This is a genomic window from Albibacillus kandeliae (assembly GCF_003116585.1).
Classification (GTDB): domain Bacteria; phylum Pseudomonadota; class Alphaproteobacteria; order Rhodobacterales; family Rhodobacteraceae; genus Albibacillus; species Albibacillus kandeliae.
In genome coordinates this window covers 1-23,734 of record NZ_QEHM01000008.1, presented here as the reverse complement: position 1 = coordinate 23,734, position 23,734 = coordinate 1, and the positions used below count along the sequence as shown (strand labels likewise).

The window sequence follows — 23,734 nt, the reverse complement described above, 5'->3', positions numbered from 1 at the left end:
TCGGGCGGCCCGTCCTCCGCACGTGAAAAGGGAAGCTCTACGTGACGATTTACATTTCCGGGGGCTCCAATTCCCTCAAGAAAGACGGCTGGGTCCCAAAGCTTCACGAGGTCCTTGGGTCGCAGACCGATCTCAGGAACATCTCGATCGGTGGTGCGCCCTCCCAGATGGGTGCCTACCGCAGCCTGTTCAGCATCTCGATGGAGGCCGGGGATACGGTGCTCTGGGAGTATGCGATCAACGACGAGCTTCATATCGACCTGCGCGGCTACGAGGTCGACACGCTGCTGAACGGAGTGGAGTGGCTGCTGCGTGGGTGTCACCAGCGCGGGATCAAGTTCGCCGCGATGGTCTTCCGCACCCGGCGCCGCCATCTGCGTCCGACGGATTGCACCTATACCGAGAAACTGGCCGCGCTCTTCCGGCACTACGATGTTCCGGTCTTCGACGTGAACGCCGAGTTCGCGATCCGTCGTCCGCGCAAGGACGGGGTGCAGGCCAGCCACTACAGCGACAACGCGCATTACGACACCGAGAAGAGCATCATGAAGATGATCGTCAAGGGTGCGGTCGAGATGGTCGAACAAGCCCGGGTGCCTGCTGACAGCGGGCCGGGCACCGATCTGGTGGTGTATGACCGCTTCGAGGGCGGCGAGCAGTCCCGCTTCGAAAACAGCGCAGGCGCGTTCGAGGTCTGGAAACCCGGCGAGAGCGGCATGTCGGTCCAGTTTGAAGAGGCCGGTACCGTTGTGGGGCTCGTCCTGCTCTCGACCACCAAGGGGGGCGTTATCGATGTCTCCCTCAACGGCTCCTCCGCGCGCATCTCCCTCGCGTTCAAGGAAAAGAACTACGACAAGCCCATGATGAAGTTCATCTCGCTGCCCACCCTGACCGGCCAGCCGCTGACCTTCGAGGCCGGGGACAGCTTCCGGATCGACTGGGCCGACACCGCCGAGGGCGCGCTTGCCGATCTCAAGTTCAATGCCAACCCGGGCCCCCGCGTGGTGAGTGGCCGGGAGGCGCGCATCGCGGCACTTCTGGTGCAATCGGCGCTCACTGCCGAGGTGAGTTCCGCGCCGCGCGGCGGGCTGGTGAACCGACTGCTCGGCAAGACGGCGCGCCCCTAGTCCATCTGGGGCCAACTGCCCAACCGTCCAATCCGTGCCGCCTTCGCCCCCACCGGGGCGGAGGCGTTCGCATTCCGGACAGCCCCCCGACCGATCCGGATAGACAATCGCCCTGCACAGTGAGGAAATGTCGGCATAGCCTGACGCGGTTTTTCGCGAGGGGCGCGTGCCGGTCACATCAACGAGTCCTCCGGTACATGCCCCCGCGACCAAAGGAGGCCCGGCAATGCCTCGTCCGGGCCTCCCGCAGATCTCTTGATTTTCTTCTTGGAATGGATTGGACCGATGAAACCCAGACTAGCCCTGTTTGCCATTGTCCCCCTCATCGCGGGATGCCTCGACGATTCCGATGGCGATCTCTCCGGCACGCCGAGCGAGTTCGCGCAGATGAAGGCCCCCTGTGTGAGCCAGGCTGCAAGGATGACCAACATCCCGGCGGACCAGATCGTCGTCACCAACGAGATCCAGACCGGGGGCGGGCCGCTCCTGACCCTCGATGCGCGGGGCACCAGCTACAGCTGCCGCAAGGAGGCGGACGGCAGCGTGACGGTCTTCAGCGAATTCGCCAACTGACCGCCCTCGGGCGGACGCACCATGAGAGGGGGAGAAAGCGATGACATTGCTGGCCAAGTTCACTCGTAGGCGTTCCGCGCGTTTGCGCAGCTTCGCGGTCATGGCGCTGCTGCTGCTGTCCCCCGGACTGTCGATGGCGCAGATGGGGCCGGATTACTGGAAGGTCACCGGGGTCAGTTCCGATGACCATCTCAATATCCGCAGCGGGGCCGGGGCCTCTTACCGCGTGGTCGGCATGGCGCCCAACGGATACGTCTTTCGCAACCTTGGGTGCGAGGGCACCGGCACCAGCCGCTGGTGCCATGTCGAGACACCCGATGGCGGCCTTTCGGGCTGGGTGGCTGGCCGCTACCTCACCGAATCCGGGGCTCCGGGCCATCACACATCGCAGGCCAACGACGTGCCCGAACTGTTCATCCGCAGCTCCGGCGAGATGGAGGTGCGCTTTCACACCGGCTGCACCGCACTGTTCAATTCCTCCGGACGCAGGATCGGAACCGGCGGCAGCTGCTCCGGTACCCAGCTGACCCGGGCGAACGCAGCGGTGGAGAGCCATATGCGCGAAAGCGGTGGGCATGGGGGCACCTCCGGCGGCGGGGCCGATGTCAACCTCTCGGGCCGGGGCATCCTGCACGGGGGCGGCGGCTCGATCGACGGCAAGGTCTTCGGTCACAAGGAAGGCGCCTATGCCGTCATGATCAGCGGGGGCACGCATGTCATCACCTGCACCGGCCTGTTCCAGAGCGCACCGATGACCGTCAAGAGCCAGAGCACGCGCCTGCACTGCACCAGCGGCGCCTCGGGCACCGCAGTGCTCTCGACCAACCGGAACGGGCAGGGCGCGACGCTCACCTTCACGCTCTCCGATGGCGAGGGCGGCTACATCCTGTTCTGACGACGCATCGCAGGGCGCAACCCCGGCGCGCATTGGCTTGGTGATTTCCCGGTTCCGGGTTAGTCTCGGCACAAGGCACATTTGAGACGTTCAACTTTTACAGATCATTAGACCCGGCGTGCACCGGGGCGCGACTGGCCGAAGACCCTGCAAGAGGGGGCCTGCGTCGCCCAGAGGCCCCAAGTCCGGAGCATCCTGCCGCTGGAGGGGAGGAGATGCTGAATTATACGAGCGAGCGCTGGACAGAGGGCACATCGGCCCCCGGCAGACACACCGCGCTTCTGTTCAGCCGGGCCGCGCGGTTCGATTTTCTGACCCGGTCGAAACGCGCGCTCGCAGTCCGGCGCGCCAGCTTCGACAACAGCAGTATCAGCCTGCTCGGCGTAACCTCCTCAGGCCACCAGATCGAACTGACCGACGAAGACAGCATGACCCTGATGTTCCCGGTCCGGGGGCGGCTGGAAGTGGTCCATGACAGGCGTCTGCTGGTCGAGCGGGACGGAGGGCTGCTCGGCTTCGGTCCCAGCCGGCGTCAGACCCGTGTTATGGGCGAGGAGGGCGACCGCTTTGCCGCCTACATGCTCAAGGCGCCGGTCCGCTCCGCCCCGTTCACGCTGGCGCAGCCGCCTCTGGGGCCGGAGGCTTCGGCCGACCCGCTGCTGGTCACCCGCAAGGGCGCCGCCGCCGCGCTGGGCGAGCTGATCCGCTACATCCTGACCGACCTCGCCTCCGAGACCCCGCTGCTGCTCTCGGACCGGTCGGCGGCACTGGTCGAGGCGCTGCTGATCGACCACGTGGAGCAGCTGTTCCTCGATCCCGCCACCGCCCGCAGCGCCGACCAGCCGGCGGCCATCGTGCGCGAGGCCGAGGATTACATGCGGGCCTATTACCCCGAACCCATGCGGATAGAGGACATCGCCCGCGCCCTGGGGATCACCCCGCGCCATCTTCAGTCCGCCTTCCGCCGCAGCAGCGGTTGCAGCCCGTGGGAGAGGCTCACCGCGATCCGTCTGGACGAGGTCAGGCACCGCCTGCTGGCCGGGCGCGGGGAATGCACGGTAACCGGCGTGGCGATGGACTGCGGGTTCAGCCACCTCGGACGTTTCGCACAGACCTACCAGAGCACCTACCGCGAGCTGCCCTCGACCACCCTGCGCCGCGCCCGCCGGGACCTGAACTGAACCCGCCCCGGAGGGCCGGGGGTACGTAATTCGGACATGCGCGGCCCGATCCGGATAGTCGGCCCGCGCGCCTTCGGTCTAGGATTCCACGCAAGACGGCGCGCCGGGGCCGGACGATTTCTGAAAGGACGTCGACGTGATCAGATACCACCTAGCCGCAGTGCCCTTCATTGCCGCCACGGCCACCCTCTGCCTAGCACAGGACGGCCCGACCTTCGACTGCGCCAAGGCGGAGAGCTCCGCCGAGAAGCTGATCTGCGAGGATCCGGCGCTCGCCGCCCTCGACCGGCGCCTGGCCGAGGTCTTCGAGGCGGCGGTCGCCGTGACCAGCGGCCTCGACGCGGGGGCCCAGACCGCCACCGACGAGTTGCGCGCCTACCAGCGCGGATGGATCAAGGGGCGTGACGAGTGCTGGAAGGAGACCGACCTGCGCAGTTGCATCGAAACCGAGTACCTGCGGCGCGAGGGCGAACTGGTCGCCGAATGGATGCTGGAGGAACCGGCCTCGGTAACCACCTATCTCTGCGGTCAGGGCCCGGCAGACGAGTTGATCATCTACCTGTTCCCCAACGAGCTGCCGGGCATCCGCGTCGAGCGCGGGGACAGCATCGGCGTCGGCGCCCAGACCTCGGTCGATACGCCCGACACCTACTACCTGCGCCAGATGGGGAGCGTCACGCTAAACGGTCCGGAAGCGCTGTGGGAGGATGCCTACGGCAAGGCCACGACCTGCACGGCGCAGGGCTGAGGCGGGCAGGGCGCTTAACGTCACACGCGCTCCGTCCGGCACAGACAACCGCAAGCGAGGGAGAGTTCCGCCATGACACCCGACCAGGTACTGACCACCGTCGTCGCCCTCCTGTCCGGGGCGGGCGACCCGGCCTTCGACGCCCTCCGGAACGGCGGGCACGACGACAGGTATCCCGTCGCCATCGAGAACTGCCCGCGTCCCCTCGGCGCGCTCGAGGTAGAGGGCAAGACGGTGATCTGCGGACGCATCTCCGTCCCGGAAAACCACGAGGCCGACAACGGCCAGACGATCCCGCTGGCCTTCGCGGTGCTCAAGGCGCGATCCGAGGCACCGGCGACCGATCCGGTGATCTACCTGCATGGCGGCCCCGGCGGCTATACCGTGCAGGACATCCCCTTCAACGCGCGCGTCTTCGACTTCGTGCGTGACCGGCGCGACGTGATCATCTTCGATCAGCGCGCCTCGGGCATCTCGGACAAGACCATCGCCTGCTACAACGAGTTCTCCAAGGACTTCATGCAGTTCGTGAAACCCGATGACGAGGACAAGATCTTCGAGCCCGGCCAGCCGCTCGCCCGCTGCATCGCCGAGACCGCCGAGAGCGGTGTCGATCTCTCGCTCTACAACACCACCCAGAGCGCGAAGGACGTCCGCGCCATCATGGATGCGCTGGGCTACCCGGAGTACAACGCCTTCGGCATCTCCTACGGCACCAAGCTGGGGCAGGAGCTGCTGCGCGCCGCTCCCGAAGGGCTGCGCAGCCTCGTGATCGACAGCATTGCGCGCGTCGACAATGCCTCCTACGACAGCAACGGCGTCCCGCCCGATCAGGCGCTGGGCTGGGTGGTGGACTACTGCGCCGCCGACGAAGCCTGCGCCAAGGCCTTTCCCGATCTCGAAGCCACCATCGCCGCCGTCGGCAAGCGGCTGGGCGAGGAGCCCCCTCTGAAGGTCGCCGGGCAGGAGGTGGGCCCCGAGTTCATCGACAGCCTGCTTGAGCTCAGCAACCGCACCGCCGCTCCCTTTACCATGTACCTGCCGCAGGTTCTGACCGAACTGGCGCGGGGAGAGACCGCGACCGCCGACAAGCTGCTGACCGGCGGTCTTAATCCCGATGCCTCTCCCGCCGCCCTGATGGCGCGCTTCGGCGCGCGCCTGAACGACGCAGACCGCACCGTCGCCGAGGTCGCGCTGATGCAGGCCGACCAGATGCGCAGCCTTCAGGCCGCCACGGCCAAGCTGCTGTCCTCGCTCTCCGACGAGGTCTCGGCCACCGGCTCCGCCGACACCGAACAACTGTTTGACGACCAACTGTCCGCCGTCGCGCAGGGGATGGAGGCCGACGACCTGCTCGCCATGCTGCAGGACTACGTGCTCTTCATCGGCCAGCAGCCGGACCGCGAGGCCATCGAGCGTTTCGTCACCCTGCACGTCCCCGAGGCCGAGCGCCCCCGCATCCTCGGGCTCGTCGCCGCGATGACCGACGAGGATGTCGCCGCCTTCTACGAACGCGCGCGCATCGACTCGGCCAAGTTCACCTCGAACACGCGGATGATGTTCTCTCTGGGGATCATCGCCTGTCAGGAGGATTTTCCCTTCAACTCGCGCGAAGGGTTCGACAAGGTCTCGGCGCAGTACCGTTTCCCGGTGATCGACGTCGGCGTGCGCGAGGACACCATGCCGCTCTACGGGTTCTGCGACCTCTTCGACAAGCACCCGCGCGAGGGCTACCACGACCCGGTGTCGAGCGAGCTCCCCGTCCTTGCGATGGCGGGCACCAAGGACACCCAGACCAACCCCGACGCCGCCGAGATGGTGGTGCGGACCCTCCCGCAGGGGCAGGCGGTGCTCTTCCCCGAGGCCGGGCACGCGGTCATCCAGTTCTCGCAATGCGCCCGCGACATCGCCGCGGCCTTCCTCGAACACCCCGAGGCCCCGGTAAACGCCGCCTGCACGGACAAGCTCAAGCCAAAGTTCTACGTGCCGCCTCCCGCCAAGTAGGCGCGCTGGCGGCTTGTGTCTTGACCGTGGCTGTCGTTAGCTGGCTCGAACCCCGCCGCATTCCGGTCCTCCGGACAACCCCGAGCCACAGACAATGTCTTTTACCCTCAAGCAACTGAGATACTTCGTTGCCGTCGCCGAAAAGGGCTCGGTCATCGGGGCGGCCCAGACCCTCTCGATCTCGCAATCCGCGGTGACCGAGGCGCTCAAGAACCTCGAGGCCGATCTGGGTGTGCCCCTGTTCGAGCGTCACGCGCGGGGCCTGACCATCACCCACAGCGGCCATCAGTTCCTGCGCCATGCCACCAAGATCCTCTCCGACGTCTCCGGCGCGCGGCGGGCCTTCAAGCGACCCCCGGGCAAGACGGCGGGCCGCCTCAACATCGGGGTGACCTCGCTGATGGCGGGTTACGTCATGTCGGACCTGCTCTCGCGCTACCGCCGGATGAACCCCTCGGTCAACGTCTCGGCGCTGGAAGATACCGGGGAGTACCTCGAACACCTGCTGATCGGCGGCGAACTGGACGTCGCCGTCATGGTCATCTCGAACCTGCGCGACCGCATGGCGCTGCAGACCGAGATCCTCGATGTCTCGACCTTCCGTCTCTGGCTGCCGCTGGAGCACAAGCTGGCCAACCGCGAAAGCATCGGGCTGGACGACGTGGCGCGCGAGCCGCTGATCATGCTGAACGTGGACGAGATGGAGGAAGAGGCGGTCAAACTGCTCTCGGCCTTCGGCAAACGACCCCAGATCGCCTTCCGGACCCGCAGCGTCGAGGCCGTGCGCAGCCTCGTGGCAACCGGCTCGGGCGTGGCCCTTCTGCCCGACCTCGTCTACCGCCCCTGGTCGCTCGACGGCGACCGGATCGAGAGCCGCGATGTCTCGGGCGCGCTGCCCATCGTGCAGGTGGGGGTCGTCTGGCGCCGCGGACTGCCCCTGTCGCCCGCCGTGCGCGACTTCATCTCGCTGGCGCGGATGGGGCAGGGCGGCAAGCACCTTCGCGTTTGACGTGTCCGAGCTATCGGAAATTCCGAATGGTAGTTTCTGATTATTGAATTTGCGAACGCAGACGCGCCTTTGCATAGTGATCCTGCGACGGATGGACCGTGGGCCCTGGGGCCGTGCGGCCCCGGATCGCGCCCGGATCAGCCGGGTCCATAGCAAAAAACATCTTGGGTATCCGGCGGCGCCGCCGGGCCGGTCGCCTGCGGCCGGTCCACGAGGTCGCGCGCTCTGCCCCGCAGGGAGATTGCAATGAGACAGACATTCATCACTGCCGTGGTGAGCTCCATCACCGCCGCGGCAGTCGCGACCGGGGCCACCGCCCAGATGACCGCGGTCGGCGAAGGCGAGGGCGCGCTCTCCATCGTCGCCTGGGCCGGCTACATCGAGCGCGGCGAGACCGACAAGAGCTTCGACTGGGTCACCAAGTTCGAGGAAGCGACCGGCTGCATGGTCTCGGTCAAGACCGCGAACACCTCCGACGAGATGGTCGCGCTGATGAACGAGGGCGGCTTTGACCTCGTGACCGCGTCGGGCGATGCCTCGCTGCGGATGATCGCGGGCAAGCGGGTCCAGCCGATCAACATCGACCTGATCCCCTCGTGGAACACCGTGGATGACCGCCTCAAGGAAGCGCCCTGGCACTACGTCGACGGCACCCACTACGGCACCCCCTACATGTGGGGCCCGAACGTGCTGATGTATAACACCGAGGCCTTCGCCGAAGCCCCGACCTCGTGGAGCGTGGTGTTCGAGGAAACCACCCTGTCGGACGGCCAATCCAACAAGGGCCGGGTCCAGGCCTACGATGGCCCGATCCATATCGCGGACGCCGCCAACTACCTGATGTTCCACAAGCCCGAGCTGGGCATCAAGGACCCCTACGAACTGACCCCCGACCAGTACGCCGCCGCGCTCGACCTGCTGCGCGGCCAGCGCGAGCTGGTCAGCCGCTACTGGCACGACGCCTTCATCCAGATCGACGACTTCAAGAACGAGGGCATGGCCGCCTCCGGCTCCTGGCCGTTCCAGGTGAACCTGCTCAAGGCCGACAACGTGCCGGTCGCCTCGGTCATCCCCGAGGAAGGCGCGACAGGCTGGGCCGACACCACCATGCTGCACGTCGACTCCGAGCATCCGAACTGCGCCTACAAGTGGATGGAGCACCAGCTGAGTTCCAACCTGCAATCCGACCTCTCGGTCTGGTTCGGCGCAGTGCCCTCGGTTCCGGCGGCCTGCACTGACGGTCGCGGGATGCAGAACCAGGAGGGCTGCGATGCCAACGGCCTCGCCCAGTTCGACAAGATCAAGTTCTGGAAGACCCCTGTCGCCAACTGCGAAAGCCAGGGCGAATGCGTGCCCTACTACCGCTGGGTCTCCGACTACATCGGCGTGATCGGCGGCCGCTGATTTCCTGAAACCCCGCCCGTGCCGACCCCGTCGGCGCGGGCCAAGACCGGACCATCTCCATGTCAGCCGTATCTTTCGCGAACGTCTCGCGCCACTTCGGGGCGGTGAAGGCGGTGGATGGCGTCAGCCTCGCCATCGCCGAAGGCGAATTCTTCGCCATGCTGGGGCCCTCGGGCTCGGGCAAGACCACCTGCCTGCGCCTGATCGCGGGGTTCGAACGACCGACCTCGGGCGATATCCGCATCTTCGGCGAGTCCGTCGCCGACCTGCCGCCCTACAAGCGGCACGTGAACACGGTGTTTCAGGACTATGCGCTCTTCCCGCACCTGAACGTGATCGACAACGTCGCCTACGGCCTCATGATCGCCGGGCAGGGCCGCAAGCAGCGCCACGCCGCCGCCGAGGAGGCGCTGGAGATGGTGCGCCTCGGCGGCTACGGCACGCGCAAGCCCTCCGAGCTCTCTGGCGGTCAGCGCCAGCGGGTCGCGCTGGCCCGCGCGCTGGTGAACAAGCCGCGCGTGCTGCTGCTCGACGAACCGCTGGGCGCGCTCGACCTCAAGCTGCGCGAGCAGATGCAGGAAGAGCTCAAGGGCCTTCAGCGCCAGCTGGGCATCACCTTCGTCTTCGTCACCCATGACCAGGGCGAGGCGCTGTCGATGGCCGACCGCGTCGCCGTCTTCAACGACGGCAAGATCATTCAGGTGGGCGGCCCCGAGGATATCTATTTCCGCCCCGAGGTGCCCTTCGTCGCCGATTTCGTCGGCTCCTCCAACGTGCTGCCCGAGGCGCTGGTGGCCCGCCTGACTGGTGAGCGCTGCCCGGCGGCCATCCGGCCCGAACGGCTCCGGCTGGCATCGGACGGCCCGCTCAAGGCGCGGGTCACCGGCCTCAGCTTCCTCGGCCTTACCACGCGCGTCAGCTTCGAGGCCGAGGGCACGCGCCTGACCGCCCTGCTGCCGCAGGACGCGCCGCGCCCGGTCGAGGGCGAAACGGTCGGCCTCACCTGGGCGGCGGACGATCTGCACCTGATGCGGGCCGGGGCATGAGCATGGCCCAGACCAGCGACAGCTTCAGCCAGACCCGGAGCGAGGGGATCGGCACGCGCCTCTCCGACACGCTCTGGCGCCGTCCCGGGCTCCTGCTGATCCTGCTCCTGCTGCCGCCGGTGCTGTGGCTGGGGATCATCTACCTCGGCTCGCTCTTCGCGCTGCTGCTGCAGAGCTTCTTCTCCATCGACCACTTCACCGGGCTGGTGAACTACGAGTTCACGCTCAAGACCTATGCCGAACTCTTCACCCCGGCGAACTTCGACATCATCCTGCGCACCGTGACGATGGCGGCGATCTGCACGCTGGCCTCGGCGGTCATCGCCTTTCCCATCGCCTATTACGCCGCCCGCTACGCCCGGGGCCGCTGGCGCGCGGTCTTCTACCTCGGGATCATGATGCCGCTCTGGTCGAGCTACCTCGTCAAGATCTACGCGTGGAAACTGATCCTCGCCAAGGAAGGCATCCTGACCTGGGCACTGGAGGGGCTGCACCTGAACTGGCTGCTCGACGCCTACCTCTCTCTGCCGGTGGTCGGGGGCAACTCGCTCTCGGTCAGCCCCACGGGCACCTTCATCGTCTTCGTCTACGTCTGGATGCCCTTCATGATCCTGCCGATCCAGGCCGCGCTGGAGCGCGTGCCGCCCTCCATGCTCGAGGCCAGCGGCGACCTCGGCGCCCGCCCGGCGCAGACGTTCCGCCACGTGCTCTTTCCGCTGGCGCTGCCGGGGATCGTGGCCGGGTCGATCTTTACCTTCTCGCTGACGCTGGGCGACTACATCATCCCCCAGATCATCGGCACCTCGCGGCTGTTCATCGGGCAGGCGGTCTACCAGCATCAGGGCATCGCCGGGAACATCCCGCTGGCCGCCGCCTTTGCCGTGGTGCCCATCGTGATCATGGGGTTCTACCTCTGGGGCGCCAAGCGCATGGGGGCCTTCAATGCACTCTGACCGCGCCCCCCTCTCGCTCAAGATCGCCGCGGCGGCCGGGCTGCTGTTCCTGCACCTGCCGATCCTGCTGATCTTCGTCTACGCCTTCACCACCGAGGAGAAGTCCTTTCAGTGGCCGCCCCCGGGCCTCACGCTCAAGTGGTTCGCGGTCACCTGGAACCGTCCCGACGTGTGGGAGGCGCTGGGTCTCTCGGTCCGCGTCGCCGCCATCGCCACGATCCTCGCCATGATCCTCGGCACGCTCTGCGCCGCCGCCGTCAGCCGCACCCGGTTCTTCGGACGCGAGACCATCTCGCTGCTGGTGATCCTGCCCATCGCGCTGCCCGGCGTGGTCACCGGCATCGCGCTGCGCTCGGCCTTTTCCATCGCCGAGATCCCTTTCAGCACATGGACTATCGTGCTGGGCCACGCGACCTTCTGCGTAGTGATCGTCTACAACAACGCGGTTGCCCGGTTCCGCCGGACCTCGGGCAGCCTGATCGAGGCTTCGATGGACCTTGGCGCCAACCTGTTCCAGACCCTGCGCCATGTCATCCTGCCCAATATCGCCACGGCCCTCGTGGTGGGTGGGATGCTGGCCTTCGCCCTCAGTTTCGACGAGGTCATCGTGACCACCTTCACCGCCGGTCAGCAGCAGACCCTGCCGATCTGGATGCTGGAGGAACTGGTCCGCCCGCGCGAGCGGCCGGTCACCAACGTGGTCGCCATGATCGTCGTCATCGTCACCCTGCTGCCCATTCTGGGCGCCTACTATCTCACACGCGGCACCGAAGCGGTCGCCGGACAAGGCAAGTAACGGAGGAAATCCATGCAGACCAAGATGCTGATCGGTGGCGCTCAGGAGGCTGGCACCGAGACCGAGGAGCAGGTCCTGAACCCGCGCACCGGCGAGATCATCGTCGCGATGCCCGAGGCCGACCTCGACCAGGTCAACCGCGCCGTCGCGGCGGCCCGCGCAGCCTTTCCGGGCTGGGCGCGCACCACGCCCGGCGAGCGGTCGGCCATGCTGCTGGCCCTGGCGGATGCCGTCGAGGCGCGGACCGAGGACTTTGCCGCGCTCGAGGCACTGAACTGCGGCAAGCCGATCAACGAGGTGCGCACCGCCGAGGTTCCGGCGGTGGCCGACTGCTTCCGCTTCTTCGCCGGTGCGGTGCGCAACATGCACGGTCCCGTGGCGGGCGAGTACCTCGCCGGCCATACCTCGATGATCCGGCGCGACCCCATCGGCGTGGTCGCCTCCATCGCGCCGTGGAACTACCCGATGATGATGATGGCGTGGAAGCTGGCACCGGCGCTGGCGGGCGGCAACACCGTCGTCATGAAGCCCTCCGAGCAGACGCCGCTGACCGCGCTGCTGATGGCCGAGATCATCGCGGGCATCTTCCCGACCGGCGTGGTCAACGTGATCGTGGGGCAGGGCGGCAGCGTCGGCAACGCGCTGATCAACCACCCCGAGGTCGACATGGTCTCGATCACCGGCGATGTCGCCACCGGCAAGAAGGTGCTTCAGGCGGCGTCCAAGTCGGTCAAGCGCACCCACCTCGAACTGGGCGGCAAGGCCCCGGTGATCGTGATGGACGACGCCGATCTCGGGCGGGTCGTCGACGGTCTGCGCGCCTTCGGCTACTATAACGCCGGGCAGGACTGCACCGCCGCCTGCCGCATCTACGCCGGGCCCAAGATCTACGACAACCTCGTCGCCGACCTCACCAGCGCCGTCTCGTCCATCGTCTATGACAACGTCGATGACACCCTGAACGAGATCCCGCCGCTGATTTCCGAGCGTCAGCGCGACCGCGTGGCAAGCTTTGTCCAGCGCGCCTCCGAGCTCAAGCACATCGAGGTCACCACCGGCGGCGAGCTTGCGGCCGGATCGGGCTTCTACTACCGCCCGACCGTCGTGGCAGGCGCGCTCCAGACCGACGAGATCGTCCAGCGCGAGGTCTTCGGCCCCGTCGTCTCGGTCACCCGTTTCGACGACGCCGATACCGCCGTCGCCTGGGCCAACGACAGCCAGTACGGCCTTGCCTCCTCGGTCTGGACCGGCAACATCGGCCGCGCGCTCGATATCTCGGCCCGCCTGCAATACGGCTGCACCTGGGTGAACACGCATTTCATGCTGGTGAACGAGATGCCGCACGGCGGGCTCAAGCAGTCCGGTTACGGCAAGGACATGTCCATGTATGCGCTCGAGGACTACACCGTCGCACGCCACGTGATGATCGCGCACTGACGCAATCCCTCGCCCCCGCGATCCCGTGACCGCGGGGGCGAACCCTCAGGAAAACACAGGTTTCGGGCGCTCTCCCGTTCCCGCGCCGCCTGCCGCTCCCGGCACCGCTGCCACCCTTGCAGGCATCTCTCCACAGATCGCGCAACCCTGACGCGACCGCGCATCCCCATGCATTTGCATTTTGAAATATCCAGTTGAATCAAACTGGTCGAGGGGTAACAAATGCGCCCACAGCTTTCCGTTCCCGGAAAGCCTGGTCAAGATCATGTGGAGAGTACATTGGCTAAGGATTTTGTTAGAACCACTTACACCATTACCGACGGCAAGGGGTACGAGTGGGACATTTCGAGCGACGGGTCCATCTACGACGGGACCGATGACGCATTTGACTATGGAATGGATTTCAACGGGCTCGGCAGCTACTACTACCTGATTGCCGAGGACGACCACACCTTCCGCACGCTGCCCTACGTGAGCTATTCGGGCATCTATGCCGAGCGGCAGATCCAAGTGTCGCAGACCGATGGTTACGCACGCTTCTTCGACACCATCACCAACACGTCTGACAGCACGCTCACCTATACCTACCAGCTGAGAACCGACTTCGGGGCCGACGGAAATATCGCCACCAAGACCTCCAGCGGCAACGCCGCGGTCAACAACAAGGACAGCTGGGTCGCCGCTTACGACAGCACCGACGCCAGCACGCCCTCGGCCGTTCTGGTCAGCAACAAGAACGCGGGCGGCGGCGACCTCTCCCTCAGCTACGACGACCTCGTCTACCAGTACGAAGTCACCCTTGCCCCGGGCGAGACGGCCTCCTTCCTCACCTTCGCCGCGCAGGGCAGCGGTGTGCGGGATCTCAAGGCGACGATGGACGCGCTCAAGGGCCTGCCGATCGGCGCGCTCGACGGGCTGACCGCCGACGAGATCGGCTCGATCGTGAACTGGAAGATCCCGAGCCTCTCGCTGGATCTCGAAGGCACCTCCGGCAACGACGACCTCTATGGCGCCAGCGCGGACGACACCCTGCGCGGCCTCGCCGGTGACGACCTCCTCGTCGGCGGCGCGGGCAACGACGAACTGCGCGGCGGTTTCGGCGCCGACGTCATCCACGGCGGCGACGGCGACGACGTGATCTATGGCGACGGCACCGTGGTCTCGGTCACCACCTCGTCCATCGAAACCCTCTCGACCGGCGAGGAAATCGCTATCAGCCTCAGCGTGGACGATGCCGCCAGCGGCCGCGCGGCCAAGATCTCCGGCTTCATCTCGCGGCAGGAGGTCGTCTCGGACAACGTCGACCTCGTCTTCGCCATCGACGTCTCGGGCAGCACCTACGACAGCTTCTCGGGCTCTGTCGATGTGGGCGACCGCAACGGCGACGGCTACAGCAACACCATCCTCGACGCCGAAATCGCCTCCTTCGAGGCGCTGCACGCCTCGATCATCAACGATGCCAACCTGCCCGATGCCGCGATCACCATCGTCCCTTTCGACTCCGATTCCTCGGTGTCCAGGACCTTCACGGCCTCCGAGGACAGCGACGGCAACGGCATCGCCGACGCGCTCGAATACGTGCGCAGCCTGGACTTCCTCGGCGGCACCGACTTCGAAAGCGCGCTCCAGTCCTCGCTGGCCCATTTCAAGAGCTCGGACGCAGGCCAGAAGGTGCTGTATTTCCTCTCGGACGGCGGCAACAACGAGGGCGGCACGCTGACCGACGAGGTCGCCGCGCTGCTGAAGGAGGGCGTGCAGATCCAGAGCTTCGGGGTCGGCGGCTATGCCGTCGAGGCCGATCTCGACATCGTCGATGACAACCTCAGCAACGGGTCCACGACCATCGTGCTCGATCCGTCGAGCCTGTCGGACGAGCTGCTCGATCCGGGCATCGCCGCCACCGACCTCGAATCGCTGACGATCTACCTCAACGACGTCGAAGTCGCCTCCATCGACCCGGCCGACCTGACGGTGACGCCCTTCGGCCTGCGCTACTTCGAGTTCAAACTGACCGGAATGAATCCCAAGGCCGACGACAAGGTCGAAGTGCGCGCTGTAGCAAGCGACGGCAGCAGCACGGTGATCTCGACCTCGCAGGTCGTCGAACATCTGGCAGGCCAGGACAAGGGCGACAAGCTTCACGGCGGCGCCGGTGACGACCGGATCGAGGGCGGTGCCGGGAACGACATCCTGATGGGCGGCGCGGGCGCCGACGACCTTCTGGGCGGTGCAGGCAAGGACATGGCCAGCTATGCCGACGCAGATGGCGGCGTCGCGGCGGACCTCAGCGGCGCGTCGGCGGCCCACGGCGATGCGATCGGTGACACCTACAGCTCTGTCGAGGGCCTGATCGGCAGCAGCTACGACGACGTTCTGACCGGCGACGCGAGGGCCAACACCATTCGCGGCCTGAACGGCGATGACACCATCATCGGGGGCGGCGGCAACGACACCCTCGTCGGCAATCTCGGCAACGATCGCCTCATTGGCGGCAACGGGCGTGACGTCCTGCGCGGCGAACGGGGCAACGACGTGCTCTCGGGCGGCGCCAAGGCCGACCGCTTCATCTTCGGCCTCGGCGACGGCCGCGACGTGATCGAGGACTTCCAGACCCGGGTCAAGGGAGAGGTCATTGACCTGCGCGAGTTCGACATCGACAGGTTCAGCGATCTCAAGGACATGATGGTCACCAAGAACGGCGATACCATCGTCACCTTCGGCGATGGCGACCGTCTGGTGATCGAGAACGTGACGGTCGCCGACCTGGCCGCCAACGACTTCCTGCTCTGATCGGCAGAACCCTGGGCGAAGGCGGTATCAGTGCCGCCTTCGTCTGCATCACGCTTGATCGAAGAGACCTGAGATTTCAGGTGAGGATAATCTTTCAAGTATCAGATTTTGAATAATTAATCTAACCAGGAAATTCCACCATCTGGCGCGCCCAAAGCTCCCACCTTGGCCCGGCCAGCGTCTATTCCTTCGCCTCCGCCACCAGCAGCTTCAGAAGGTCCGGGAACCGCGCCTCCAGATCCGTCCAGCGCAGTTGGTTGGTGCGGCTGTTGCCCAGATCGACCTGCCGGATCAGCCCGGCCTCGCGCAGCACGCGAAAATGATGCGTCCGCGTGGCCTTGGTGACGGGCAGATCGAACGAACTGCAATGCCGGATGCAATCGGGGTCGGACGCGAGCGCCAGCACCACCTTGCGACGCACCGGATCGGCGAGCGCCGAGAACAGCACGCCCAGCTCCATCTCTTCGATCTCGGGATGCCCAGTCTCGTCCGGCACGCGCATCGTCCTTTTCTCTTGCAGCAAGGTACGATGGCGATCATACCTTGGGTCATTCTGAGATCCTAGCACCAGTGTGGGGAGCACCAAAATGGTGAAAAGCCGTGTCGTGGAACTGACAGAGGTCGGGGTCCCCGACGTCATGAAACTGGTCGACAGGCAGCTGCCGCCGCCTGCCGCAGGCGAGGCGCTGATCCGCCACACCGCCATCGGCTTCAACTTCATCGACATCTACCAGCGCAAGGGCATGTACCCGCTCCCGATGCCGACGGGGCTGGGCTTCGAGGCCGCGGGCGTGATCGAGGCGCTGGGGCCGGATGTATCCGGCCACAAAGTGGGCGACCGGGTGGCCTACATGAACGCGGGTGTCGGCGCATATGCGAGCCATCGCAACGTCCCCGCCGACAAGTTGGTCACGCTGCCGGACGCGGTGAGCGACGAGATGGCGGCGACCCTGCTGTTCAAGGGGATGACGGCCCAGTACCTCCTGCGGCGGACCCACCGGGTCGAACCGGGCGACGTGCTGCTCGTTCACTCTGCGGCGGGCGGCGTCGGCCAGATCCTCGCCAGATGGGCCACCGACCTGGGCGCGGTCGTCTACGGAACCACCGGCTCGCCGCAGAAGCGCGAGACCGCACTGGCGGCCGGGTGCCGGGAGGTGATCGACCTCAACGACCCGGAATGGCCGGCCGCATTCGTTGCCGCCGCGGGCGAGAAGGCCCGCGTCGTTTACGATGCCATCGGCAAGGACACCCTGCTCGGGTCCCTCGATTGCGCAAGACCCTTCGGCCTCGTCGTGTCCTACGGGGCGGCCTCTGGGAAAGCCCCCGCAATCGACCCCGAGATTTTGAACAAGAAGGGCTGCCTGTTCCTGACCCGTCCTTCCGTCTTCCCCCACAATGCTGACCCCGCGACCTTCCGGGCCAATGCCGCCGAACTCTTCGACGCCATCGCGCGAGGGGTGGTTCAGGTCGACATCGGGGCGCGCTTCTCCCTCGACGACATCGCTTTGGCGCACGGAGCCGCCGAGGAGCGAACGGTCAAGGGCGCGATCCTGATCACGCCCTGACGGCAGGCGAACGCGGGGCAGGGGCATGGCGCCAACGGCGCCTGCTCCCATCCGGGTCGGCGTGAAATCAGCTTGAAAGCGGGCCCGAAACCCGTCTACGACAGCCCGTCGCACCGGGTTGGCAAGGCCGAGGTCGCCGACAGCCCCGCCACGGCCCCTACAACCCGGACACGCTGATCCCCGATGCTCCCGTACCCCAGCCTGTTCCTCGCCGCCTTCGTCGCGGCGACGCTGCTGCCGGCCCAGTCCGAGGCGCTGCTGGCCTACTACCTGACCGATGGGGCGCTCTCCGTGCCCCTGCTGCTCGGTGTCGCGACGGCGGGCAACGTGCTGGGTTCGGTGGTCAACTGGCTCTGCGGCCGGTTCCTGCGCCGGTTTCAGGACAGGCGCTGGTTCCCGGTCTCCGCCAGCCAGCTGGCCCGCGCCGAGGCGCAATACCACCGCTATGGCCGCTGGAGCCTGCTGGCCAGCTGGGTCCCGGTCATCGGCGACCCGCTGACCGTCGTCGCGGGGGTGATGCGCGAACCGCTGCCAAGCTTTCTGCTCATCGTCACTATTGCGAAAGCCGGGCGCTACCTTGCGGTGGCCGGGCTCACGCTGGCCTGGCTCTAGCCCGTCCCGCTCCGGGGCCCCGCAACGCCCGATTGACAAGACAGGCGACCTGCAGGAAGATTGCCGCATGGGGATTTGCGATCTCCCCACGAGGCGACAGCCGAAGCTCGCGTTCCAACTTCATCCGGCTTTCTGGAGGAACGCTCATGCCTGCGCTCGATGCCATAACCAACGACAAGCTTCTGAAACTGATCGGCACGCCCCGTTGCCCGGTCATCCTCGACAACCGGCGCGACCCGATCCGCGCCGAGGATCCCCGCCTGCTGCCCGGCGCCCGCGCGCTGAGCGATGCCGAAATGGAGCCCGCCGCGCTCGACGCCCTCATCGCCAACCTGACCGGCCCGGTCATCGTGGTCTGCGCCGAGGGCCACGGCCGCAGTCAGGGCCTCGCCGCCCTGCTGCGGAGCCGGGGGATCGCGGCGGAATACCTCGACCAGGGCCACAACGGCTGGCGCGATGCCGGTCTGCCGCTGATCAATGCCGACCGCATCACCGGGCGCGACCGACAGGGGCGGAGCCTCTGGATCACGCGCTCCCGCCCCAAGATCGACCGCATCGCCTGTCCCTGGCTGATCCGGCGCTTCGTCGATCCCCGTGCGGTCTTCCTCTACGTGGCACCGACCGAGGTGGTGAACGTTGCGGATCTGCTCGGAGGGATGCCCTTCGACATCGAAGGCGTGTTCTGGAGCCACCGGGACGAGACCTGCACCTTCGACACCATGCTGGCCGAGTTCGGCCTCTTCACCCCGGCGCTCGACCGGCTGGCCACCATCGTCCGTGGCGCCGACACCGCGCGGCCAGAGCTCGCCCCCGAGGTGCCGGGCCTGCTTGCCGCCTCGCTGGGTCTGTCGCGGATGTATGCGGGCGACCTCGACCAGCTCGAGGCCGGGATGGGCCTCTACGACGCCTTCTACCGCTGGTGCCGCGACGCCACCGAGGAAACCCACAATTGGCCGACCAACAAGCCGGGAGCCGCAACATGACCGACGCATCTCTCGACACCCGGCTCGCAACTGCGCGGGAAGACTGGCCGACCCTTGGCGAAGCGACGCGGGTCTGGGCCCGCGTCGCGGCGCTCTCCTTCGGGGGCCCCGCGGGGCAGATCGCGGTGATGCACCGCATCACCGTGGAAGAGAAACGCTGGATCGGCGACGACCGTTTCCTGCACGCGCTGAACTTCTGCATGTTGCTGCCGGGCCCCGAGGCGCAGCAGCTCGCCACCTACATCGGCTGGCTGATGCACGGCACCCGTGGCGCGGTGATCGCGGGCGGGCTCTTCATCCTCCCCGGCATCCTGGCGATCATGGGCCTCAGCTGGATCTACGTGATCTGGGGCGAGGTGCCCCTTGTCGAGGGGCTCTTCTTCGGGCTCAAGGCGGCAGTGCTGGCCATCGTGCTCCAGGCGCTCGTCCGCATCGGTCGCAAGGCCCTGAAGAACAACGCGATGCGCGCCATCGCGCTCTGCTCCTTCCTCGCCATCTTCGCCTTTCAGGTGCCCTTTCCGCTGATCGTCGCCGCCGCCGCCCTCATCGGCTACGCAGGCGCACGCGCCGGGATCGCGGCCTTTGCCCCCGGGGGCGGGCATGGCGCGGCAAGCGGCGCCCATGTGGCGGACAGCGACACGCTCCTCGGCGACGAGACCATCGAGATGCCCCGCGCCGCCCGCCGCAGCGCCCTTGTCGCCGGTCTGCTGGCGCTCGCCTTCTGGCTGGTCCCGGTCGGTCTCCTTTTCCTCGCCCTCGGTCCCGGCAACGTCTTCGCCGACATCGCGCTGTTCTTCTCCAAGATGGCGGTCGTCACCTTCGGCGGGGCCTACGCGGTGCTGGCCTATGTGGCGCAGGAGGCGGTCGGCACCTACGGCTGGCTCACCGCCGGCCAGATGCTCGACGGTCTCGGCATGGCCGAGACAACGCCCGGGCCGCTCATCATGGTGCTCCAGTTTGTCGGCTACCTCGGCGCGTGGAGCGCCACCGGCAATCTCTGGGCGGCAACGCTCGGCGCGCTGCTCGCCACCTGGGTCACCTTCGCGCCGTGCTTCGCCTGGATTTTCCTCGGCGCCCCCTGGATGGAACGGCTGCGGCAGAACCGCGCCCTCGCATCGGCGCTCACGGCGGTAACGGCAGCCGTGGTCGGCGTGATCCTGAACCTCGCCATCTGGTTCGCGATCTACGTCATCTTCCGCGAGGTGATCACCTGGCAGGCCGGCCCGATGACGATGCAACTCCCGCGTCCCGCCTCAATCGACTGGCGCGCGGCGCTGCTGACGGCCTTCGCCATCGTCGCGGTCTTCCGCCTCAAACTGGGCATGGTCACCGTGCTGGCAGGCGCCGCCCTCACCGGAGTTCTGTTGACGATGCTGGCCTGACCCCGCGCAGGCCATAGGCGGACCCGAGGGTCCGCCTATGGCCAATAGCTGACAGAAAGACGCTAAGGCGCTTTCCTAGAAGATAAAATCGCCACGAGCGAGGTCATCGACATCGATACCGACCAGAACAATCTTGGTGCCATCCCCATCATCGATCACGGTATTGCCGTTCCGGAACGTCAGATGATTGTTGACCAGGTCCCGGTATCCCGCGATCTCGTCGACCGCGCTCAGATCGAGCTTTTCGCGCCGGTTGAACACTTCAAAATCCATGACCCTGTCGATCCCGCCCTGGTTCTGGAAAACGAAGATGTCGTTTCCCTTGCCACCGCGAAGCTGGTCATTGCCACCACCGCCGATCAGGGTGTCGTTGCCGCCGCCACCGCTGATCTGGTCCTTGCCCCCGGCGCCGAAGATCGTGTCCTTCCCCTTGCCGCCAGCCAGAATGTTCCCGAACTTGTCCCCGGTGATCACATCGTGCTCGCTGATGGTCGGCGTGCCGACCCGCGAGAGCGGGATATCCATGTCCGGTCCGTAGAACCCCCAGTTCAGCAGCTGCGTGCGGTGAACCGAGGAAAGGAAGGCATTCATGTCGGCGGCGGTGTCGAACTCGGGAATGCTGTCCCCCGAGATCTGCGTGACGAACGTGGTTCCATCGCCGAGTTCTACCGAAAGAACGTTCGACACCCCTCCCGACCACGCAAGCTGCTCGGTCTCCGCATGAAGCCCGGCGATCGAGTAGAGGGGGATGTTCTCGTCATCAACGCGCAGCGTGAGCAGCTCGCTTTGAATGTAGATGTACGCGTCGGGTTCGCCGTTGGTGTAGGTGCGGCTGTAGCGGAAGGTCGCGTCCGCCCCATCCGCAACGACGTCCATGGTTGCTTCGGTAACCTTGGATACGCTTCTATTGGCACGAAATGTAGCGATGTAACCTGAATATGTGAAAGTCGTCATGTGACTGCCTTGAAATGAAGAATTTGGACCAAGTCTTCAGACAGCCTAGCATGAAACCACAAGTGCTGAACAAATCAATAATGTGGCATTCGCTTCGCGACCGGATTGGTTTTCTTGTAGGTCCGGAGCGACAGCAACAGAGGCGGTGACGCCTCCAGGCGGGGCCCGTACCTGACACGAGAGTTGGGATTTTCGGCGGAATTGGTAGGCCCGGCAGGCCTAATACCCCTCAGGAAAAAGCCTAATATTTTCAATGATTAGGTGTCACAGATGACAGGGTTGGAATCCGGCGTGTGACACATCACCAGTCCATCCTTGCCAGTTTCGAGGCAGCAGACGCAGCCAAACGCTGCCGCTCCACACCCCTCGTGTAGACCTCAGAGGTGCTGGCATTCGCGTGTCCGTGGACCGCCATAATCTCATACTGAGACGCGCCATTGATGGACAGTAGGTGGCCTGCAGCCTTCCTGATGCCGTGGCTGGACCTATCCGGGATACCAGCCTCTGTGCACCATTTCTTGAGCCGGTTCCTCAGCCCTTCGGGCGAGCGGAACGGTTTCCCATATCCCGTCAACAGATACGTCGGGCCGATCACAGATTGCGAACGGATAGCGGAAAGCAGGGGTGGCAAGATTGGAATCTCAACGTAGCTCGATCCCTTCTTCTCTGGCTGCCATCCGAGCCATGGTTCGCCGTTCAACTTGATTTCGTTTGCTCTCCCGAGAGTGATTGCGTCCCCTATGCGGCAGGCAGTGAACATGAAGAGTGAGAGCGTCAGGTGCGCTTGCGTGCCCTTCGGATGGCAGGCTCGGAACTTCTCAAGGTCGGCCAGCGTCCAAGGTGTTGCGCCTCCTTGGCTTTTGTAATCGACCTCAAGTCCTGCTGCCGGGTTCGACGTGCAATATTTCCGTTGCACCGCCCACTTGAACATGGCGCGAAGGAATTTTCGCATGTTTATCGCCTTCCCAGGTGTAGCGATGAAACTGTCCATGAAGCGAGCCAGTTCCTCCTGCGGGATCGCCATCGGCAAATCTCGGTAGGCTCGGCCATACGAGCGCGGGCTGGTTGAAGTGTGGGCCTTCAACTCTTCGGCAAATGGCTTGCGCTGCTTCATGGTAAGCGGGGAAGCCTGTCCTGCTGCGATCAGCCGGTCCAGATGGCCTATGTAGGAATCCACTAGCCAACCAACTGTGCCCGGCTCGGCGCGCTCCACAGGCGTCTTTGTGGGGCGTAGGGAAACGCCAACTCTGGCTGCTGCATAGGCTTCGTGGAACTGAGGATGGTCCGGGCCCACCATCAGAGTTATGCGCTTTCTCGGATTCCCTTCTACACGTACAAGCCATCGCAGGTTCCCGGATGGCAATACGTCGCGGATAAGGCCCGGATACTTTAGTTTCATCTCTACCACTGAGGGATGTCCTCAGGTCCATTTGTGTCCCCGTTTCTATAGGGCTGAGCCGAGAACCAGCGGTCAAGATCATCCCTGTCATAAAGTACGTTGCCACCGACCTTCCGAGGTTCGATTGGCAGATCACGTAGCTTGCTAGCACTGATCCCGAGGTAATCCGCGGCATCCTTCACTTTGAAGCCGCGCGGCATTAGGACCGTCATCCCTTCAGCTCCCTTCGTGCTTCGCGCCTTGCGAGGGTCATGAGGCGCCCGGTTATGGAGTTGGGTTTGCGGCCGAGCGCGCGTGCGATCGCGGAGACGGTTTCGCCGTCGAGCTCCATGGCCAGCAGGCGACGGTCTTCGTCGTCGGTGAAGCGGCGGACCTGGTGGTTGCCGCGGGAGACGACCCGTGGTCCCGGCGCGTGCTCCCGGCTTCGCTGCGCGCGGGGGCTGTCGGCACCGAGCCGCAGGCAGTGCCAGTAGGCGGCCCCGTAGGAGATCCCGAGGCGCTGCGAGATCGCCGTGTAGGAATGGCCCTCATCCCGCATGGCTGCGGCGCGATCGAGCAGGGTGTCGGAATACTTGCGTGCTGGCATGGGTCCTGGTGCTTCCGTGGTGCGTTGTGTGGGTGGGCGAGGGGCTTAGCCCATCCCAAGGGCGGCCATGTAGAGCTCGAGGACGGCCTCGTGCTCTGCGAGCGTGTCGGGGTCCTGCTTGCGGCGCTTGACGAGGGCGCGGAGGGCCGGGGCATTGAAGCCTTCGGCCTTGAGCTCGGCGTAGACCTCCTTGATCTGGCCAGCGATCTCCGCCTTCTCCTGCTCCAGGCGCTCGATGCGCTCGACGAAGGACCGGAGCCGGTCGGCCGTGGCCTGCTCGACCTTGTCGC

22 protein-coding genes are annotated in these 23,734 nt (G+C 65.8%); 17 read left to right on the top strand and 5 right to left on the bottom strand.

Features of this window, described 5'->3' with window-relative positions; translation table 11 throughout:
• Positions 1-41: 41 nt before the first annotated feature.
• The 13 genes from DDT93_RS17910 (at position 42) to DDT93_RS17850 (ending at position 15,963) form a co-directional block, all read left to right on the top strand.
• Complete coding sequence (locus tag DDT93_RS17910; RefSeq protein WP_109467256.1) at positions 42-1,127, top strand: hypothetical protein; 1,086 nt, start codon at positions 42-44, stop codon at positions 1,125-1,127.
• 285 nt (positions 1,128-1,412) lie between these two features.
• Positions 1,413-1,700, top strand: coding sequence for a hypothetical protein (locus tag DDT93_RS17905; RefSeq protein WP_109467255.1), 288 nt, complete (start codon positions 1,413-1,415; stop codon positions 1,698-1,700).
• 40 nt (positions 1,701-1,740) lie between these two features.
• Positions 1,741-2,595: an SH3 domain-containing protein gene (locus DDT93_RS17900; RefSeq protein ID WP_109467254.1), complete on the top strand. Its 855-nt coding sequence runs from the start codon at positions 1,741-1,743 to the stop codon at positions 2,593-2,595.
• Positions 2,596-2,810: 215 nt separating this feature from the next.
• On the top strand, positions 2,811-3,776 hold the full coding sequence (locus tag DDT93_RS17895) for a helix-turn-helix transcriptional regulator (protein WP_109467253.1): 966 nt from the start codon (positions 2,811-2,813) through the stop codon (positions 3,774-3,776).
• Between the two features lie 136 nt (positions 3,777-3,912).
• Positions 3,913-4,524 carry a lysozyme inhibitor LprI family protein gene (locus DDT93_RS17890; protein ID WP_109467252.1) on the top strand — a complete coding sequence of 204 codons (612 nt, stop codon included), beginning with the start codon at positions 3,913-3,915 and terminating at the stop codon, positions 4,522-4,524.
• A gap of 72 nt (positions 4,525-4,596) precedes the next feature.
• On the top strand, positions 4,597-6,528 hold the full coding sequence (locus tag DDT93_RS17885) for an alpha/beta hydrolase (protein ID WP_109467251.1): 1,932 nt from the start codon (positions 4,597-4,599) through the stop codon (positions 6,526-6,528).
• Between the two features lie 94 nt (positions 6,529-6,622).
• Entirely contained in the window at positions 6,623-7,537 is a 915-nt protein-coding gene (locus tag DDT93_RS17880; protein ID WP_109467250.1) for a LysR family transcriptional regulator, read from the top strand.
• A gap of 246 nt (positions 7,538-7,783) precedes the next feature.
• A complete protein-coding gene (locus tag DDT93_RS17875) occupies positions 7,784-8,941 on the top strand; it encodes an ABC transporter substrate-binding protein (RefSeq protein WP_109467249.1) in 1,158 nt (385 codons plus the stop codon).
• A gap of 59 nt (positions 8,942-9,000) precedes the next feature.
• Complete coding sequence (locus DDT93_RS17870; protein WP_109467248.1) at positions 9,001-9,987, top strand: ABC transporter ATP-binding protein; 987 nt, start codon at positions 9,001-9,003, stop codon at positions 9,985-9,987.
• Positions 9,988-9,989: 2 nt separating this feature from the next.
• Positions 9,990-10,940 carry an ABC transporter permease gene (locus DDT93_RS17865; RefSeq protein ID WP_232825498.1) on the top strand — a complete coding sequence of 317 codons (951 nt, stop codon included), beginning with the start codon at positions 9,990-9,992 and terminating at the stop codon, positions 10,938-10,940.
• A complete protein-coding gene (locus tag DDT93_RS17860; RefSeq protein ID WP_109467246.1) occupies positions 10,930-11,736 on the top strand; it encodes an ABC transporter permease in 807 nt (268 codons plus the stop codon). Before DDT93_RS17865 ends, DDT93_RS17860 begins: the two co-directional genes overlap by 11 nt.
• A 12-nt stretch (positions 11,737-11,748) precedes the next feature.
• Positions 11,749-13,173, top strand: coding sequence for a gamma-aminobutyraldehyde dehydrogenase (locus DDT93_RS17855; protein WP_109467245.1), 1,425 nt, complete (start codon positions 11,749-11,751; stop codon positions 13,171-13,173).
• Positions 13,174-13,452: 279 nt separating this feature from the next.
• Positions 13,453-15,963 (top strand): VWA domain-containing protein, encoded by a 2,511-nt coding sequence (locus DDT93_RS17850; protein WP_198654905.1) that lies wholly within the window; start codon positions 13,453-13,455, stop codon positions 15,961-15,963.
• 181 nt (positions 15,964-16,144) lie between these two features.
• On the opposite strand, the gene DDT93_RS17845 is transcribed toward DDT93_RS17850, so the two are convergent.
• Complete coding sequence (locus DDT93_RS17845) at positions 16,145-16,459, bottom strand: ArsR/SmtB family transcription factor (protein WP_109467542.1); 315 nt, start codon at positions 16,457-16,459, stop codon at positions 16,145-16,147.
• Between the two features lie 91 nt (positions 16,460-16,550).
• On the opposite strand from DDT93_RS17845, the gene DDT93_RS17840 reads away from it, so the two are divergent.
• From DDT93_RS17840 to chrA, 4 genes are all read left to right on the top strand, one after another.
• Positions 16,551-17,528: a quinone oxidoreductase family protein gene (locus DDT93_RS17840; RefSeq protein ID WP_109467243.1), complete on the top strand. Its 978-nt coding sequence runs from the start codon at positions 16,551-16,553 to the stop codon at positions 17,526-17,528.
• 183 nt (positions 17,529-17,711) lie between these two features.
• On the top strand, positions 17,712-18,140 hold the full coding sequence (locus tag DDT93_RS17835; protein WP_109467242.1) for a YqaA family protein: 429 nt from the start codon (positions 17,712-17,714) through the stop codon (positions 18,138-18,140).
• Between the two features lie 146 nt (positions 18,141-18,286).
• Positions 18,287-19,123, top strand: a complete 837-nt coding sequence (locus DDT93_RS17830; protein WP_109467241.1) for a chromate resistance protein ChrB domain-containing protein — start codon at positions 18,287-18,289, stop codon at positions 19,121-19,123.
• A complete protein-coding gene (chrA, locus tag DDT93_RS17825; protein WP_109467240.1) occupies positions 19,120-20,505 on the top strand; it encodes a chromate efflux transporter in 1,386 nt (461 codons plus the stop codon). Before DDT93_RS17830 ends, chrA begins: the two co-directional genes overlap by 4 nt.
• 75 nt (positions 20,506-20,580) lie before the next feature.
• Here chrA and DDT93_RS27090 read toward each other — a convergent pair whose 3' ends face one another.
• From DDT93_RS27090 to DDT93_RS17800, 4 genes are all read right to left on the bottom strand, one after another.
• A complete protein-coding gene (locus tag DDT93_RS27090; protein ID WP_269800956.1) occupies positions 20,581-21,381 on the bottom strand; it encodes a calcium-binding protein in 801 nt (266 codons plus the stop codon).
• A 379-nt stretch (positions 21,382-21,760) separates the two neighbouring features.
• A complete protein-coding gene (locus tag DDT93_RS17815; protein WP_109467238.1) occupies positions 21,761-22,858 on the bottom strand; it encodes a tyrosine-type recombinase/integrase in 1,098 nt (365 codons plus the stop codon).
• Between the two features lie 208 nt (positions 22,859-23,066).
• Positions 23,067-23,444, bottom strand: coding sequence for a hypothetical protein (locus tag DDT93_RS17805; protein ID WP_109467236.1), 378 nt, complete (start codon positions 23,442-23,444; stop codon positions 23,067-23,069).
• A 45-nt stretch (positions 23,445-23,489) separates the two neighbouring features.
• Positions 23,490-23,734 (bottom strand): DUF2312 domain-containing protein (locus DDT93_RS17800; RefSeq protein WP_109467235.1); only part of this gene is annotated, 245 nt, incomplete at its 5' end.

Excerpts from the sequence above, each read along its gene's own strand:
- DDT93_RS17905 (WP_109467255.1), top strand. The coding sequence starts at position 1,413 with ATGAAACCCAGACTAGCCCTGTTTGCCATTGTCCCCCTCATCGCGGGA.
- DDT93_RS17900 (WP_109467254.1), top strand. The coding sequence starts at position 1,741 with ATGACATTGCTGGCCAAGTTCACTCGTAGGCGTTCCGCGCGTTTGCGC.
- DDT93_RS17895 (WP_109467253.1), top strand. The coding sequence starts at position 2,811 with ATGCTGAATTATACGAGCGAGCGCTGGACAGAGGGCACATCGGCCCCC.
- DDT93_RS17885 (WP_109467251.1), top strand. The coding sequence starts at position 4,597 with ATGACACCCGACCAGGTACTGACCACCGTCGTCGCCCTCCTGTCCGGG.
- DDT93_RS17880 (WP_109467250.1), top strand. The coding sequence starts at position 6,623 with ATGTCTTTTACCCTCAAGCAACTGAGATACTTCGTTGCCGTCGCCGAA.
- DDT93_RS17875 (WP_109467249.1), top strand. The coding sequence starts at position 7,784 with ATGAGACAGACATTCATCACTGCCGTGGTGAGCTCCATCACCGCCGCG.
- DDT93_RS17870 (WP_109467248.1), top strand. The coding sequence starts at position 9,001 with ATGTCAGCCGTATCTTTCGCGAACGTCTCGCGCCACTTCGGGGCGGTG.
- DDT93_RS17865 (WP_232825498.1), top strand. The coding sequence starts at position 9,990 with ATGGCCCAGACCAGCGACAGCTTCAGCCAGACCCGGAGCGAGGGGATC.
- DDT93_RS17860 (WP_109467246.1), top strand. The coding sequence starts at position 10,930 with ATGCACTCTGACCGCGCCCCCCTCTCGCTCAAGATCGCCGCGGCGGCC.
- DDT93_RS17855 (WP_109467245.1), top strand. The coding sequence starts at position 11,749 with ATGCAGACCAAGATGCTGATCGGTGGCGCTCAGGAGGCTGGCACCGAG.
- DDT93_RS17840 (WP_109467243.1), top strand. The coding sequence starts at position 16,551 with ATGGTGAAAAGCCGTGTCGTGGAACTGACAGAGGTCGGGGTCCCCGAC.
- DDT93_RS17835 (WP_109467242.1), top strand. The coding sequence starts at position 17,712 with ATGCTCCCGTACCCCAGCCTGTTCCTCGCCGCCTTCGTCGCGGCGACG.
- DDT93_RS17830 (WP_109467241.1), top strand. The coding sequence starts at position 18,287 with ATGCCTGCGCTCGATGCCATAACCAACGACAAGCTTCTGAAACTGATC.
- chrA (WP_109467240.1), top strand. The coding sequence starts at position 19,120 with ATGACCGACGCATCTCTCGACACCCGGCTCGCAACTGCGCGGGAAGAC.
- DDT93_RS27090 (WP_269800956.1), bottom strand. The coding sequence starts at position 21,381 with ATGGACGTCGTTGCGGATGGGGCGGACGCGACCTTCCGCTACAGCCGC.
- DDT93_RS17815 (WP_109467238.1), bottom strand. The coding sequence starts at position 22,858 with ATGAAACTAAAGTATCCGGGCCTTATCCGCGACGTATTGCCATCCGGG.
- DDT93_RS17805 (WP_109467236.1), bottom strand. The coding sequence starts at position 23,444 with ATGCCAGCACGCAAGTATTCCGACACCCTGCTCGATCGCGCCGCAGCC.